General features: G+C 67.3%; 9 protein-coding genes and 1 rRNA gene. 3 read left to right on the forward strand and 7 right to left on the reverse strand.

Going from position 1 to position 13,137, the window contains the following annotated elements; translation table 11 throughout:
• The first annotated feature begins 144 nt into the window (after positions 1-144).
• Positions 145-261 (forward strand): 5S ribosomal RNA (gene rrf, locus AC50X6_RS06190).
• A 168-nt stretch (positions 262-429) separates the two neighbouring features.
• Positions 430-1,278, forward strand: coding sequence for an SDR family NAD(P)-dependent oxidoreductase (locus AC50X6_RS06195; RefSeq protein ID WP_494965376.1), 849 nt, complete (start codon positions 430-432; stop codon positions 1,276-1,278).
• Positions 1,279-1,342: 64 nt separating this feature from the next.
• Here AC50X6_RS06195 and AC50X6_RS06200 read toward each other — a convergent pair whose 3' ends face one another.
• The 4 genes from AC50X6_RS06200 to AC50X6_RS06215 all read right to left on the reverse strand — a co-directional run bounded on the left by AC50X6_RS06200 (position 1,343) and on the right by AC50X6_RS06215 (position 9,237).
• Positions 1,343-3,190: a putative bifunctional diguanylate cyclase/phosphodiesterase gene (locus AC50X6_RS06200; protein ID WP_494965377.1), complete on the reverse strand. Its 1,848-nt coding sequence runs from the start codon at positions 3,188-3,190 to the stop codon at positions 1,343-1,345.
• 144 nt (positions 3,191-3,334) lie between these two features.
• Positions 3,335-5,437, reverse strand: coding sequence for a putative bifunctional diguanylate cyclase/phosphodiesterase (locus tag AC50X6_RS06205; protein ID WP_494965378.1), 2,103 nt, complete (start codon positions 5,435-5,437; stop codon positions 3,335-3,337).
• A gap of 150 nt (positions 5,438-5,587) precedes the next feature.
• Positions 5,588-7,906: a sensor domain-containing protein gene (locus AC50X6_RS06210; RefSeq protein WP_494965379.1), complete on the reverse strand. Its 2,319-nt coding sequence runs from the start codon at positions 7,904-7,906 to the stop codon at positions 5,588-5,590.
• Between the two features lie 122 nt (positions 7,907-8,028).
• Complete coding sequence (locus AC50X6_RS06215) at positions 8,029-9,237, reverse strand: glycosyltransferase family 4 protein (RefSeq protein WP_494965380.1); 1,209 nt, start codon at positions 9,235-9,237, stop codon at positions 8,029-8,031.
• A 204-nt stretch (positions 9,238-9,441) separates the two neighbouring features.
• On the opposite strand from AC50X6_RS06215, the gene AC50X6_RS06220 reads away from it, so the two are divergent.
• Positions 9,442-10,035 (forward strand): hypothetical protein, encoded by a 594-nt coding sequence (locus AC50X6_RS06220; RefSeq protein WP_494965381.1) that lies wholly within the window; start codon positions 9,442-9,444, stop codon positions 10,033-10,035.
• Here the strand turns inward: AC50X6_RS06220 and AC50X6_RS06225 are convergent.
• The 3 genes from AC50X6_RS06225 to AC50X6_RS06235 all read right to left on the reverse strand — a co-directional run bounded on the left by AC50X6_RS06225 (position 10,032) and on the right by AC50X6_RS06235 (position 12,774).
• The gene (locus tag AC50X6_RS06225) at positions 10,032-10,283 is read right to left on the reverse strand and encodes an NfeD C-terminal domain-containing protein (protein WP_494965382.1); all 252 of its coding nucleotides are present in this window, start codon (positions 10,281-10,283) and stop codon (positions 10,032-10,034) included. The genes AC50X6_RS06220 and AC50X6_RS06225 overlap by 4 nt on opposite strands.
• On the reverse strand, positions 10,280-11,716 hold the full coding sequence (locus AC50X6_RS06230) for a flotillin family protein (RefSeq protein ID WP_494965383.1): 1,437 nt from the start codon (positions 11,714-11,716) through the stop codon (positions 10,280-10,282). The genes AC50X6_RS06225 and AC50X6_RS06230 overlap by 4 nt, the downstream gene beginning before the upstream one ends.
• A gap of 194 nt (positions 11,717-11,910) precedes the next feature.
• Positions 11,911-12,774 (reverse strand): HNH endonuclease, encoded by an 864-nt coding sequence (locus tag AC50X6_RS06235; RefSeq protein ID WP_494965384.1) that lies wholly within the window; start codon positions 12,772-12,774, stop codon positions 11,911-11,913.
• Positions 12,775-13,137 lie beyond the last annotated feature (363 nt).

The raw sequence follows: 13,137 nt of genomic DNA on the forward strand, positions 1-13,137 counted from the left end.
CTATGTGGTTCCCGAACAACAAACCCGTCCCCGGACGGCTCGTTGCAGGGAACAAAACCACAACACAATAACAACACCACACATGTTGTAACCACAGATTTCCCACCCCCGCGCCCAGGCGCGGCAAGGTACGGGAGCAAAGGTTACGGCGGTCACAGCGTGGGGGAAACGCCCGGTCCCATCCCGAACCCGGAAGCTAAGACCCACAGCGCCGATGGTACTGCACCCGGGAGGGTGTGGGAGAGTAGGTCACCGCCGGACACTATTTACACCTCAGGCCCCGACAACGACAGTCGGGGCCTGAGCCATTTAACCCCCNAGCCATTTAACCCCCCAAACTGAGCGCCCCGGAGCGCAACGCTCCGGAACACAAATGGCCATGTCGGCGTTGTAAGAGCGACACCCTCCTCCATTCGAAGGACTACATTCATGACGCAGCGGACCATTGTTATCACCGGCGCCAGCGACGGCATCGGCGCCTCGGCGGCGCGGACCTTCGCGAAAGCAGGGGAGCGCGTGGTGGTGGTCGGGCGTTCCGCGGAGAAGACCCAGCGGATCGCCGCGGAGATCGGTGCGGACTTCTTCGTCGCCGACTTCGCGGTTCTGGCACAGGTGCGCCAGCTCGCAGTGCAGTTGAAGGAGAAGTACCCGCGGATCGACGTCCTGGCCAACAACGCCGGTGGGATCATGGGCAAGCGCGAGCTCACCGCGGACGGCCACGAGAAGACCTTCCAGATCAACCACCTGGCCCCGTTCCTGCTGACCACGGAGCTGATGGACGTGCTCACCGCCAGCAACTCCACCGTCATCAACACCTCCAGCGCCGCCAACGGCTTCGGCAGACTGGACCTGGAGGACCTGGACGCCGCGAAGAGCTACTCCACCAACCGGGCGTACGGCACCGCCAAGCTGGCCAACATTCTCTTCACGAGTGAACTCAATAACCGCTACGCGGCGGAAGGCATCACCACCGCGGCATTCCACCCCGGAGTGGTGGCCACCAACTTCGCCTCCGAGTCCACAAGCCCCATGCGGCATGCGTATAAGACCTTCCTGAACCGCTTCCTGCTCAGTCCCGAACAGGGCGCGGACACCCTCGTGTGGCTTGCCACGGCGATACCCGGTCAGGACTGGGTTTCCGGGGCGTACTACGCCAAGCGTGCGCTTGCCAAGGCCAACAAGCAGGCCTACGACCCCGAGATCGCACGGGAGCTGTGGGAGCGCAGCGAGGCGCTGGTGGGGGCGGCGGATCTCGGCGAGCTCGATCCCCTGGCCTAAGTGACCGGCCGCAGCTCACCGGCCGTAAATCGCCGGCCAGAGGCACCGGCCGTACCACCAGCGGTTACCGCGCGGCGTCGACCTTATCGATTGCGGTCAGGGCGCTCTCCATGGTCCCGGCCAGCTCACTGGCCGGGGCCGGCTTCGCGAACAGGTAGCCCTGTAGCGAGTCGCAGCCGCGGTCCATCAGGTATTTGGCCTGGGCCGGCGTTTCGATGCCCTCGGCAGTGACCAACAGGCCGAGGCTGTGCGCGGCGTTGATCATGGTGGCAAAGAAGGGCAGCCGTTCCTGGCCGGTCTTGATCATCGACACAAAGGAACGGTCGATCTTGACGTTGTCCAGCGGCAGCTCTTTGAGCCGCCCCAGCGAGGAGTAGCCCGTCCCGAAGTCGTCCATCGCAATCCGCACGCCGGCCGCCCGCAGTTGGCGGAGCTGGTTCAGGACGTCGGACCCGGCGTCGAAGAATACGCTTTCGGTCAACTCCAGCATGAGCTGGCGCGGGCTGACTCCGGTGGCTGCCACGATGGCGAGCACGTCCGTGGCGAAGTCACGGTTCTGGAACTGCAGGCCTGAGACGTTCACCGCGACGATGTGCGCGGGGTCGCCGGCGAGCCAGGGGCGGATCTCGGCGCAGGCGCGGCGCATAACCTCGTCGCCGATTTCGCGGATGAGCCCGCTCTGTTCGGCCACGGGCAGGAACTGGTTGGGCGGGACCAGCCGGCCGTGCCGTTCCCAGCGCGCGAACGCCTCGAACTGCACCACCGACCCGAGGCCCGGCGACACCACCGGCTGGTAGTGGACCGAGATCTGTCCCAGCTCCACGGCGCGCCGGAGCCCGGTCTCGCCGTCGGCCTTGTGCACCGCCGTAGTCAGCATTTCCGGCCGGAACCGCAGCCAGGTGCTCTTGCCTCCGGACTTCGCCGCGTTCATTGCCGCGTCCGCTTGCCGGAGCAGTTCGGCGCCGTCCAGAGTCTGCGGGGTTTTTGAGGCCAGGCCCATGCTCACGCCGGGCCGGACCACGGAGCCGCCGGCCCGCAGCGGCTGGTACAGTGACTCGGCGATCCGGGTGGCCACCGCGTCCGCGTTGAGGCATTCGGTCAGCAGCACCACGAATTCGTCGCCGCCCAGCCGGGCCACGGTGTCATGCGGGCGGACGCAGTTGCGCAGCCGGCTGGCGACCTCCACCAGCAGTTCATCCGCGGACGACCGGCCCAGCATGTCATTGAGGCTCTTGAAGTCGTCCAGATTCAGCAGCAGCACATCCACCGGGTCCGGCCGGCGCAGGGCGGCGGCGAGGCGTTCATTGAACAGGGTCCCGTTGGGCAGTGCGGTGAGCGGATCACGCAGCACGCCGGCCTTGAGTTCGTCGTCGTGCTCGGCGAAGGCCGCGGGAGCGGGAGCGGCGGTGGCAGCGACAGCAGTGCGACGGCGGTGCGTGACGGTGCCTGCTGCAGAGGCGTCTGCAGCGGCGTCTGCAGCGGCGTCTGCGTCGGCGTCTGCTGCGGCGGCGTAGCCCGGGCGGCTGCCCGACGACGGCACTGGACGGTTCGCCGTGCCGCGAACCGACACCGCGACGGACGGGGGATTGGAGCCCGCGGATGCCTGGGCGGGGATCCGCGAGCAGATGATTTCGACCGGCACCTCGGAGCCGTCGGCGCGGCGGCCGGAGCCGGCGAAGGCCCGGGGGAGGGTCGCCGCCTCGGCGCCCACACCGGTCAGGACCCGATGGAAATCCTCACGCGACGCCTCGGCCAGCAGCAGGCTGTGGTCGGCACCGATGAGCTGGGCGCGGGAGTAGCCGAAGAGCCGCTCCGCGGCGATGTTCAGGAAGGAAATGGATCCGTCCGGATCGAGGACCAGCAGTGCGTCCGGGCTGTGCTCCAGCAGTAGTTGTGCGAACCCTGGGTCCATGATGTTTTGCCTGCCCCCCAAGCGACGGATACGGATTGCAGGCACCTTGCGGAGAACAAGAGGGGCTGCGCTTCATAAACTATAGGCGGTGCAGCCCGCTGCAGCGTGATGCGCATCATGCGGCGCCGGAATGTTTCAGCGCGGTCACCCCGGCAGCGGGACGCCCTCGAGCGCTGCGATGGCCGCCACGGACTGGCGGATGGCGAGTTCCCGCCGGGGTTCGGGCTCCGGACGGGAGAACATAAAGCCCTGCAGGGCATCGCAGCCGTGGTCCATCAGGTACCGGGCCTGGGCTGGCGTCTCGATGCCCTCGGCTGTGACCTTCAGCCCCAGGCTCCGGGCCATGTGGATCATCGACGTCAGGATGGGCAGCTTCTCCGCGCCGGTGCGCAGCATGGAGACGAATGACTTGTCGATCTTGACGATGTCCACCGGGAGTTCCTGCAGCCGGCCCAGCGAGGAATAGCCCGTGCCGAAGTCGTCCAGAGCCACCTGGATCCCGGCGTTGCGCAGACCCTCTAACTGCTGGATGACCTGGGAGTGGGCATCGAAGAACACGCTTTCTGTCACCTCCAGGATCAGCTGGTGCGGATCGACGCTGCACCGGGCCGCGATAGCCAGGACACGGTCCGCGAAGTCTGCGTGCTGCAACTGCACGCCAGAGACGTTCACGGCCAGGGTCCGGCAGGGATCCGCCGCGAGCCACGGTGACAGCTCGGTGCAGCTTCGCCGCAGCACTTCGGCCCCGATGTCGCGGATCAGGCCGCTGCGCTCGGCGGTCTCGATGAAAGCGTCCGGGGCCATCAGCTGGCCGTCCCAATCCCAGCGGGCCAGGGCTTCAAACTGCACAACCTCCAGCAGTTTGGTGGAGACGACAGGCTGGTAGTGGACCACAATCTGGCCGAGCTCGACGGCGCGGCGCAGCCCCGCGGTGATCTGGGTGCGTTCCAGCAGTGCGGCGAGCATTTCCGGCCGGAAGCGGACGTAGCAGTTCTTTCCGGCTTCCTTGGCCGCGTACATGGCCAGGTCCGCCTGCCGCAGCAGCTCCGAGGACGTCAGGGTCCCCGCATCCCGCGAGGCCACCCCCAGGCTCAGGCCCGGGCGCATCAGGGTGCCCTCGATGGAGACCGGAGCATTCAGGGTCGCGACGATGCGCTGCGCGACGGAGTCGGCGTCCCGGCAGCCGACCAGCAGGACTACAAATTCATCGCCGCCCAGCCGTGCGACGGTGCCGTGGGGTCCCACGCAGTTCAACAGCCGCCGGGAAATTTCCACCAGCATCTCGTCCCCGGCATGGTGGCCGAGAACGTCGTTGACTTCCTTGAAATCGTCAAGGTCCAGCAACAGCATGTGCACGGGTCCTGGCTTGAGCAGCGCGGCGGCGGCGCGTTCGTTTAAGAGCATCCGGTTGGCCAGGCCCGTCAGCGGGTCCTGGAAGGCAAGTTCCTTGAGCTTGTCGGCCTGTTCGGCGAGTTCCTCCATGGCCCGGCGTGCCTGGTTCTGGGCACTGCGGTGGGAGGTGATGTCGCGGAAATTCCAGATCCTTCCCACGATCGTGTCCGCTACCTTCTGCGGGCGTGAGTAGAGTTCCACGGTGCGGCCGTCCTTGAACTCCAGCACGTCATGGCTGTGCATCACCCGGTCCGCGTGCAGGGCGGTCATCTTGGCCAGGAAGTACGCTGGATCGACCAGCTGTCCCGTGATGAAGCTGATCAGAGCCAGCGGGTCTTCGGCCGCGATGAGCTCCGGCGGCATGCCCCAGAGTTTGAGGTACTGATCGTTGATGCCGGTGATCTGCCCTTCGCTGGAGACCACAAGAATAGCGTCGGCGGTGGTTTCCAGGGTGGCGTCCAGCAAAGAGACGGCCAGGCGCCGGCCGGAATCGGCGTCGTTGCGGTGGCTGCCATCGCGGACGGCGGCCGCCACGGCGGTGCCGCCGTCGAACGTTACGAGCGAGCAGGTGATCTCCAGGGCCAGTTCGGTGCCGTCACTGCGGCGCCCTGCCGCCGCAAACGGGCGCTTTCCGGCTATGCTTCCCCGGCCCAGCCTGCCGAGGACGCGGAGGAATCCGCCGCGTTCGTCCTCGGAGAGCAGGATGTTGTGCTGGCTACCCACGAGCTGATCGCGCGGGTAGCCGAAAAGGCACTCCGCCGCCGAGTTCACCAGTGCGATGGTTCCGTCCATGGTCAGCAGCAAAAAAGCATCGGGACCCTGTTCCAGCAGGCTCTCTTCAATCCCAGGTCCCACGGCGATACCGGCCCCCAAAGCGACGGATGCAAACAGACCCGGCGGCGGCGCCGCGGGCAATACGTTCCCCTGAATCATAGGGTTCCCGGGCCCCTTGTCCAGCACCTCGGCGACCAGTTCATGGCGGTTTTTTTGCGGCGTGCGGCCGGGTCACCGGATTCCGGCGACCCGGCCGCCCCACAGCGCGGCAAATGCCTGGGCTGACCGGGCGATAGCGGGCTCCAACGCGGACCCCGGCTCGGGGCCGGAGAACAGGAAGCCCTGCAGGGAATCGCAGCCCAGGTTCATCAGGTACTCGGCCTGTGCTGCCGTCTCCACACCCTCCGCGGTGGCATTCAGGCCGAGCCCGTGGGCCATGCCGATCATGGCGCGCAGGATGGGCAGCTTCTCCTTACCCGTTTGGATCATGGAGACGAAGGACTGGTCGATCTTCAGGGTGTCCACGGGCAGGTCCTGAAGCCTGCCCAGCGAGGAGTAGCCGGTGCCGAAATCGTCGAGGGCCACCCGCGCCCCGGCGCTTCGGAGGGCGGTGAGCTGCTGGATCACGTGGCAGTCGTCGTCGAAAAAGACACTCTCGGTGACTTCCAGCACCAGCTGCCGCGGAGCAACGCCGCTGGACGCCGTCACCGCGAGCACCAGCTCGACAAAATCACCGTGCTGCAACTGCACTCCGGAGACGTTCACGGCGAGGGAGCGGGTGGCGTCTTCGGCGAGCCAGGGCTTCAGCTCGGTGCAGCCCCTGAGTAACACCTCGGTCCCGATCTCGACAATCAGCCCGCTGCGCTCGGCGGCCGGAATGAACTGCAGCGGCGGAACTATCTGGCCGTCGCGCCTCCAGCGGGCCAGGGCCTCGACCGTCCGGACGACGCCCAGCTTGGCGGAGACGATCGGCTGGTAGTGCACCTCGATCTGGCCGCTGTCCACGGCCACCCGCAGACCGGACACCATTTCCGTGCGCTGCACGAGGGACTTCATCATCTCCGGCAGGAACCGCAGGTACCTGTTTTTGCCGGCGGCTTTCGCGGCATACATTGCGACGTCGGCCCGGCGCAGCAGCCCGGAGGCGCCGCCGCCGTGGTGGTCGGCGTCGGGGTGGTGGGCGCTGGCGCGGAGGGCGCTGGGGTGGTAGGCGCTGGCATCGCCGGTGCCGGCGCCGTCGTCGTCGCCGATCGACGCCAGGCCGAGGCTCAGACTGGGCCGCAGCATGGTCCCGTCAATCCAGAGCGGCGCCCGCAGGGTCGCGACAATCCGCTCGGCGACAGCGTCGGGATCCAACGAGTCGACGAGGAGGACCACAAATTCGTCACCACCCAGGCGTGCTACAACGTCGACCGGGCGGACGCAGGTGCGCAACCGCCGCCCCACCTCGATCAGCATCTGGTCACCGGCGTGGTGGCCAAGGATGTCGTTGACTTCCTTGAAATCGTCTAGGTCCAGGAGCAGGACGTCGACGGCGGTGGCGGACGGTCCGCGCAGTGCGGCCGCGAGTTGGTCGTTGAAGAGCTGGCGGTTGGACAGGCCCGTCAGCGGGTCCTGGAAGGCAAGGGCCTTCAGCTGTGCCGCCTGCCCGGCCAGATCTGCCATGGCCTTGGTGATCTGGTCCTGCGCCATCAGGGTGGGCGTGACGTCGCGGAAGCTCCAGACGCGGCCGACCACCTTGTTCGCGACCAGCTGCGGGCGTGAGTAGCGTTCAAAGGTCCGTCCGTCGCGGAAGTCCAGAACATCATGGCTTTCCGCCAAGGGATCGGCGTAGAGCGCGGTGACTTTTTCGATGAACTGGGTGGGGTCCTTGAGCTGGTCCAGGACGAAGCCCAGCACGGCGTCGTCGTCCTGGGTCGCAAGCAGCTCCCGCGGGATCCCCCACATCGAGACGAACTGGTTATTGACGCCCGCGATCTGGCCCTCGGCGCCGACCACGAGGATGCCGTCGGCGGTGGATTCCAGCGTGGCGCTCAGCAGGGACATGGCCTCGCGCAGACCTGCGTCCGCGGCGAGCCGGTGCGAAATGTCCCGGACAGTGACGGCCATGCTGGTGGGTTCGGCGGGGTCGGCGTTGCGGTCCGGAGGCGCGCCGGTGCCGGGGTCCGGGCGCGCGCCGGTGCACGGGGCGAGCAGGGCGTACGTCAGTTCGCCATGGAACTCGGTGCCGTCGCGGCGCCGGCCGTAGGCCTCGACCGGCGGGGGACCGGTGGCCCCGGCGCCGGCGTCGAGCCCTTTGCGGAGCGCGAAAAACAGGCGCTGGAAGCCGCCGTGGTAGCCCTCCGTCAGGAGGATGCGGTGATCGCGACCCACCAAATCGTCCCGGGTGTAGCCGAACATGCGTTCCGTCGCGGCGTTGACACGGAGGATGGTGCCGTCTTCGGCGACCACCAGGAGGGCGTCGGGACTGGATTCCAGCGCTGCCTCGGGGCTTGGTACCGGGCGCGGGGTCGCCGTCACGCGGTTGCCGTCGTGCGGATGTGAGACCACTGATATTCCATTGAGAGTCCTCCCCTCAGGAAATCATAGGGGTCTCACCGGGCCACTGGTAGCAAGCCGGGGCACCGGCGTTTCAGCGGGGGTGGTTGGGCAAACCGAAACCCGCGGGGCGGTCAGCGGTGGTTGACGGCGGCGCCGTGTCCGGGGCCGGGGCCGGGGCCGGCGGTGCGGCGTCGAAGACCGGCGGTGAAGTGTTCGGGGCCGGCGGTGCTGGCCGAGACCACCTCACGGTAGTGCAGGACGAGTTCATCGCCCAGCGCTGACCAGGTCCGGCCCTGGACCGAAGCGTGGGCCGCGGCGGCGAACGCGCGGCGCTTGGCGTCGTCGCCCATCAGGTCCATCACCCGGGCCCGCAGTGCGGCGAGGTCGCCCGGTTCGTACAGCCAGCCGGTGCGGGAGTTCTCGACGAGGTCCAGCGGGCCGCCGCGGCCCGTGGCCACCACCGGCACGCCGGACGCCATGGCCTCCTGGATGGTCTGGCAGAAAGTCTCGAACTCGCCGGGATGGACGAAGAGGTCAAAGGAAGCGATGGCACGGGCCAGCTCCCCGCCGCCGAGGAAACCGGTGAACAGCGCGCCCGGCAGAGCTGACTCGAGGGCCCGCCGCTGCGGTCCGTCGCCCACGATCACCAGCCGGGTTCCGGGAACATCGGCCAGCACCGCGAGGTCCTGCACCTGCTTTTCGACGGCGAGCCGGCCCACGTAGCCGATGATGCGCTCGCCGCCGGGAGCGGCGGCGGCCCGCCAGCCGTCGTCGCGCTTGGCCGGGCAGAACCGTTGGGTGTCCACGCCGCGCCGCCACATTTCCACCCGCGGAATGCCGCGGCCGCGGAGCTGGTCGAGCGCGAAACTGGAGGGCACCAGGGTACGGGATGCGAGAAGGTGGATGTTCTCCACCCGGTTCCAGGCCCAGTTCTCCAGGAACGGGACCCCGTAGCGGCCGGCATAGCCGGGGACCTCGGTCTGGTAAATGGCGACGGTGGGGATCCCCAGCTGGTGCGCGGCCTGGGCCGCCCGCCAGCCGAGCACGAACGGCGACGCCAAGTGGACAACGTCCGGTGCGTAGTCGGCAAGGATTCGCTTGACCCGATAGACACCGCCCATCGCCACTCGCACATTCGTGTAGCCGGCCAGCGGAACCGAGGGAAGCCGGTGGACGTACGCGCCGTAGACCACGCTCGGGGCCTCGTTGTCCTGGGTGGAAGGCGCGATCACCAGCACCTCGTCGCCGCGCTCCTGGAGATGCTCCAGGACACGAAGGATTGAGTGCGTTACCCCGTTCATCAGCGGCAGGAATGATTCGGCCACAATTGCGATCCTCACACCTCCACGTTGCGGGGGCCGGCTGTCGGCACGGGGTTAGGCGTGTGGCTGGGGAGGGAAGAGTGGGTTAACACGGCGGGATGAAGGCTTGGCCACTGGACATGTCCCGCGCTCCTGCCGGCGCCACCCCGGCCGCTGGACATGTCCCTCGGCCATGCCAAGGGCTGGACATAGTCCCCATATGCCCCTTCGTGGCCGCGAAAAATGAGCATGTGCATTCTGGCCACCGCGTCGGCACCCGCACCCCCACCGCGGCCCCGGATGCTCCCGGGCGCGGCCGTCGATTCGCCAGAAAAGGCCGCTAAATCCATCCGCGAAGCGGCCAATTCCGACAAATGGGTGGGCCCGCACAACACGCGAGCTCTGATGCTCCCGGGCGCGGCCGTCGATTCGCCAGAAATGGCCGCTAAATCCATCCGCGAAGCGGTCAATTCCGAGAAATGGGTGGGCCCGCACAGCACGCGAGCCCTGATGCTCCCGGGCGCGGCCGTCGATTCGTCAGAAATGGCCGCTAAACCACCCTGCGAAGCGGCCAAGTCCGGCAAATGGGTGGGCCCGCACAACCGGGTGCGGACCGGCAGATCCGCCGTAAAATTGAAGCCAGGGGGTGTACGGGAAGTGTCCGGATCTATCGTCGTCGTACTCATTCTCCTGGCCGTCGTCGTGATGCTGGGAAGCATCGGCACGGTGGTACTGGTTCTGCGCGACGGCCGCGGCCGGAATCCGCGGGAGCCCACGGAACGGCCCTGGATGGCGGGCAACCTGCCGAGCGTGCCGTACTCGGTGTGGCGCTTCTAACCGCGGGTGTCTTTCCTCAGGACATCCGGCAGTTCGTCAACGTAAACGGTTTGCGGCGGCTCGTAGTAGATGACCAGGACCTCCTCGCCCACGGCGAAGGCACTGGTCTTGTCGAACGGGTGGGCGTGGAACGCGCTGGTTCCGCCTCGGAAAGCCATCATGACTTCGCCGATGGTGCCCGGCCCGATACGTCCGGTAACCCGTCCGATCCTGCCGGTGAGACTCCGGTCAACGTCCCTGTGCATCATGCATCCGGAGCTTTCGGGGGACGCTTGGGATCCGCCCGGCCGTTCCTGAGAGCGGATCTGAGTGCCGGAAGGTAGTCGCCCACCTGCGCCAGGATCCCGCCGACCATCCGGTTGATGCCCTCGCCGCCGTTGAGGACCGTCAGCTGTCCAACGTGGGCGAAGGGTTCCGCTGCTGCCGCGATGATGGCTGGCATGTTTTCCGCCAACTGCTGGGAAATGACGGCCTCCTGATTGGTTCCCAGGGCTTCGGCGCGTGCCTTGATGCCGTCCGCCTCGGCCAGGGCCTTGGCCTTGATGGCGGAGGCGGCCGCATCACCGCGGGCCTTCGTGGCCGCCGCCTCCGCTTCGCCGGTCACCCGGGTGGCTCCGGCCGCGGCGGCCGCCGCCGTGGCGTTGGCCTGGGCCTGCAGCTCCGTCCGCCGGGCGTTGACCTGTGCTTCGAGTTCGGTGCGCCGGGCCAGCGCTTCGGCTGCGCTGATGTCGGCGGCCTTCTGGCCTTCGGCGTCGGTGCGCTTGGCATAGGCTTTGGCATCCGCCGGCTTCCGGACGCTGGTCTGCAGTTTCTGTTCCTCACGGTCCGCCTCGAGCTTGGCCACTTCAGTTTCCTGGACCACCACCTGCTGGCGGGCTGTCGCGTCGGCGAGGGGCCCCGCCTGGGCGGCTTCTGCCTTGGCCCGTTCGGCGTTTGCCTGGGCCACGGATTGCCGGATCGCTGAGATGCTCTGGGCGTCCGCAATCAGCGCCTCCGCTTCCGCTTCCTTTTCCGCGGCCTCACGGTTCCTGGTGGCCTCGGCGATCCGTGCTTCCATTTTGACCTGGGCGATATGTGGTTTGGCGATGTTCTCGATGTAGCCGGTGGGGTCCTGCAGGTCCTTGATCTGGAGCGAATCGACCACCAGGCCGAGCTTTTCCATTTCAACCCCGCTGGCGCTGCGGACCTGTGAACCGAGCTTGTCGCGCTCGCGGATGATTTCCTCCATGGTCATGCTGCCGATGATCGAGCGCAGATGCCCCTCGAAAACGTTGTAGACCTGGCTTTCCATTTTCGGCTGCTGGCCCAGGAAGCGCCGCGCCGCGTTGGCGATGAAGGGCGGGGCGTCCCCGATCTTGTAGATGACAACACCTTCCACAATCACCTGGATGCCCTGCGACGTCACGCACGACACCTTGAGTTCAGTTTCATTGAGGGTCAGGGAGAGTGTCCTGACGGTTTGCAGCCCGGGAAACACGAGCGCGCCTTTGCCGGTGACGATCTTGAAGTCCATGCCTTCCCGGGTGTTCAGTGTGCCCCGTGTCAGGCCGGAAATGATGAGGGCCTCATTGGGTTCAGCCACTTTCCACATCAGCTTGGTGGCCAGCCACAGGACGCCGACGACGACTACCGCCCCAATGAGCGTGGCAAAAAGCGGGAGGAAGGCTGACAAGTCCGGCATAACCAGGTCCTTTCACGATGTTGGAAAAGGCGTTGCGGCAAGGCCCCCGACTGTGCCGCAGATAGAACCCGGCTGGACTCGAACACGGAAATGCGGGGCCGCGAAGCCAGCTGTTGTAGTCAGTCTGATGTGCTCCCCTCCGGTAAGTCCAGCGATTCGCCCCGGCGGGCCCGCCGGGCCCGCCGGGGGCGGGGCTACTGCTGGTCCAGCATCCGCCGGGCCACCCGTTCGGCTTCAAGTTCACCGGGGGACACCGTAGCTCCGGCCAGGAATCCGGCCCCGGCAATAGTCCGCCGCAGTTCGGCGACTGTCCGGGGTGTGTCCACGCCCTGGTGGGCCATGGCGTGGCAGTTGGCGCAGAGCGGCACCAGGTCCGTGATGGGATCCAACTCGTAGCCGCTGCCGAGCCGGGGGACGGGCACGAGGTGGTGGATGTGGGTGAAGTCCTTGCCGATCCCGCCATAGGTGACCTCGAAAGAGAACCCGCAGGCGGCGCAGCTGGTGCCGTGGTGCGCGATGCAGGCCCGCCGGGCTTCCGGGCTCCGCTCGTACCGGTTCACTTCGACCCGGGTGATGGCGTCTTCCGGGTAGGTGCCGGGAACGGGCTGCGTGGGGTCGGGGCCCGGGGGAGGCCCGAAACGACCCCACAGGGCGCGGATGTTCGCCTCTTCGGCGGGTTCGACGGCCAGCCCGGAGCCGCCAACTCTGCCCCATGGGACGGCTGGCACAGCCCCCGCGAGAACGTCGACGGCGATCTGCTCGCCGAGAGGGAGGACAGCGTCGAAGTCCACCTGAACGTACAGCGCGATCTTCCCCGGCTCGCCGGATTGCGGGCCGGGCGCCGGGCGCTCCGACACCACGACGCCGTGCCCGATCAGACCCCGGCCGCGGGCCCCCTGCAGCAGCAGCCAGGCATCCGCGCCGGCGGGGATGGTGCGGTGCAGGCCCACGCTCCACGGCTCCACATGGCGTCCGGCCTCGGCCACCTGCCCGACGACCGCAGGGTAGTTCCATTCGTTCCAGCGGTCCGGGTTCCAGCCCAGGATGATGGCGGTCATAGGCTCATTGTCGCAGGGCGGCTGGCACCGGTGCCGGCGATTGGACGCGAACGGCCGCTAGTCGGCGGTGAGTAGCGGCCATTTGTGGCGAATCGGCGGCAGAAGTCCAGGAGGAGCGGCCTCAGGGACGACGGTTTCGGACAGCGATTCGCCGGAGATGGCCGCTATACGGGGTTCATGGCGGCCATCTCCGGCGAATGGGCGGCAGATCCAGGAGTAGCAGGGCATCGCGACCTCCGAAACACCGTGTCCCGTTGTTATCCCCGGTCGACCGCCGTCGTTGCCCGTCGGCCGACGTCGACCCAGGTCTTACGCCGTTGTAAGTTCGCCCAGACAGGTGTTTAGCCGGCTGCGGAGTGCTTG

The sequence above is a fragment of the Pseudarthrobacter sp. HLT1-7 genome (genome assembly GCF_059383435.1).